Here is a 2423-nt window from a genome sequence, read left to right as displayed (position 1 = left end):
CGCCGCGTCGAGCGCGCCGGCCAGCGCCCGCTCGCGGGCCTCCGACCCCAGGGCGATCCCTTCGGCGACGATGATCTCCGGTGCCGTGATGCCGATGAAGGCCAGCACCGTGCGCAGATAGGTCTCCGCGTGCTCGGCGGCGGCGGCGGGGGTGCCCGGTCCGTAGAGGCCGCCGCGCGAGACGACGGCGATGACCCGCTTGCCGCCCGCGAGGCCCTCGGCCCCGGACGGTCCGTAGCGGAAGGTGACGCCCGCCACGAGGATGCGGTCGATCCAGGCCTTGAGCTGGCTCGACAGGGTGAAGTTGTAGAGCGGCGCGCCGATCACCACGATGTCCGCCGCGAGGAATTCCTCCAGCACCTGCCGCCCGAGATCGACGTCGTGCTGCACGTCGGGCGTGTTCGTGGCGTTCGGCTGCGCTCCGGCGAGGACCGCGCCGGAGAGGTGCGGCAGCGGCGTCCTTGCGAGGTCGCGGTAGGTGACGTCGAGACCGGGATGCTGCGCCTGCAGGCGGTCCACGATGGCCGCGGAGACGGTCCGGCTGACGGAATGCGGCCCCAGGATGCTGCCGTCGACGTGAAGGAGCTTCATGTTTGATCCTCGGTATCAGAAATGAACCGAGGCGCTATAGATAACCACCACCATCCGTGCGCAAGGAGGCACATTCTTGGAACCCGGGCACATCGAGGGAACCGACGCGACGCCGCGGCCCAACCATTCCGGGCAGGATTGCCGCCTCGTCGGCACGGTGCTGGCGCGGATCGGCGACAAGTGGAGCGTCCTCGTCGTCATGATGCTGGGGGACGGTCCGCGGCGCTTCAACGAGCTGAAGCGGATGATCGGCGGCATCTCGCAGCGGATGCTCACCTTCACCCTGCGCGGGCTGGAGCGGGACGGCCTCGTGACGCGCACGATCTTCCCGACGATCCCGCCGCGGGTCGATTACGAGCTGACCGAGCTCGGGCGCTCGCTCCGGGAGCCGATCCAGGCGCTCGGCGCCTGGGCCTTCGCCCACCTGCCGGAAATCCAGGAGGCCCGCACCCGCTTCGACCGCCGCGACGGCGACGGGGCCTGAGTCTCAGGGCTTAAGCCTCAGGCGGTCGCCGCCTCGGCGGCTTGCGCCGACGGGGCGATGCTCTCGGGCGTCGTGTTCGGAACCGCCCCGGCCCGGTTGCGGAAGTCGGGGATCGCCTCCTCGAACACGGCTTCCGCCGCCGCCCGGTCGCCGCGCGTCACCGCCTCGCGCAGGCGCTCGGTCCAGCCGGCGAGCACCGTGCGGTCGGCGAAGACCGGCTTGGCCGCCATCACGCCCTCGATCCCGGCCAGCGCCACGCGTGGCTCCTCCTTGGCGAAGAGGATCTCGTTGAGCCGCTCGCCCGGCCGCGCGCCGGTGACCTGGATCTCGATCTCCTCGCCGGGCTCGAAGCCGGCGAGCCGGATCATCCGCTCGGCGAGGTCGCGGATGCGCACGGGCTGGCCCATCTTCAGCACGTAGACCGCCGCGCGCTGGTCGCCGGCATCGCCGCGCCCTTCCGCGTCGGCATGGGAGGCGGCGGTGAGCACGAGGTCGGAGGCCTCGCGCACGGTCATGAAGTAGCGCACCATCTCGGCGTGCGTCACCGTGACCGGGCCGCCGCGGGCGATCTGCGCCTTGAACACCGGCACCACCGAGCCCGCCGAGCCCAGCACGTTGCCGAAGCGCACGGCGATGAGCCGGGTCGCCGCCGGGCCCGAGCGCTCCGCGTCCAAAGCTTGCGCGACCATCTCGGCGAAGCGCTTGGTGACGCCGAGCTGCGAGACCGGCTCGATCGCCTTGTCGGTGGAGATCATCACCAGGGCGCGGGCGCCGGCCGCCACGGTGGCGTCGGCCACGTTGATCGAGCCGAACACGTTGGTCTTGATGCCCTCCGCCCAGTCGCGCTCGAGATAGGGCACCTGCTTCAGCGCCGCCGCGTGGAACACGTAGGTCGGCCGGAAGTCGCGGAGGATGGCGTGCAGCCGCTCGCGGTCGCGGATGTCGGCGAGCGCGCCCTCAACCTCCGCCTCGGCGTGGAGCAGCGCCGGGCCGTTGAGAACGGCGTGCAGGGCCGGCTCCGAATTCTCGATCACGAGCAGCGCCGAGGCGCCGAAGGCGACGGCGCGGGCGCAGATCTCGGCGCCGATCGAGCCGCCGCCGCCGGTCACGACGACGCGGGCGCCGGCGAGGAAGCGTTCGAGCCGCGGCCGGTCGATGGCGACGGTCGGGCGCAGGAGCAGATCCTCGATCTCCAGCGGCGCGAGTTCGGCGTCGCGCATCCCCTCGCCGAGGCTGGTGACGCGGGCGAGCGGCAGGCCGAGCCGCCGGGCGCGGGCGATCAGGTCGTCGGGCTCGGATTCGGGGGCCAGCGCGCTCGGCGTCGCCACGAGCCGGCGCACCGGCAGGC

At 72.4% G+C, this 2423-nt stretch carries 3 protein-coding genes; 1 reads left to right on the top strand and 2 read right to left on the bottom strand.

All coding sequences use genetic code 11. The annotated features are described in order from the left end of the window. A partial coding sequence (locus MFF42_RS26280) for an FMN-dependent NADH-azoreductase (RefSeq protein ID WP_238258889.1) occupies positions 1–591 on the bottom strand: 591 nt, incomplete at its 3' end. A gap of 76 nt (positions 592–667) precedes the next feature. On the opposite strand from MFF42_RS26280, the gene MFF42_RS26275 reads away from it, so the two are divergent. Continuing rightward, positions 668–1075 (top strand): winged helix-turn-helix transcriptional regulator, encoded by a 408-nt coding sequence (locus MFF42_RS26275; protein ID WP_238258888.1) that lies wholly within the window; start codon positions 668–670, stop codon positions 1073–1075. A gap of 17 nt (positions 1076–1092) precedes the next feature. Here MFF42_RS26275 and MFF42_RS26270 read toward each other — a convergent pair. Then, positions 1093–2423: SDR family NAD(P)-dependent oxidoreductase (locus MFF42_RS26270; RefSeq protein ID WP_238258887.1), on the bottom strand; the 1331-nt coding region annotated here is incomplete at its 5' end.

It is taken from the genome of Methylorubrum podarium (assembly GCF_022179745.1).
GTDB lineage: Bacteria > Pseudomonadota > Alphaproteobacteria > Rhizobiales > Beijerinckiaceae > Methylobacterium > Methylobacterium podarium.
The sequence above is the reverse complement of the archived record's forward strand: the minus strand, read 5'-3'. Positions and strand labels throughout refer to the sequence as shown.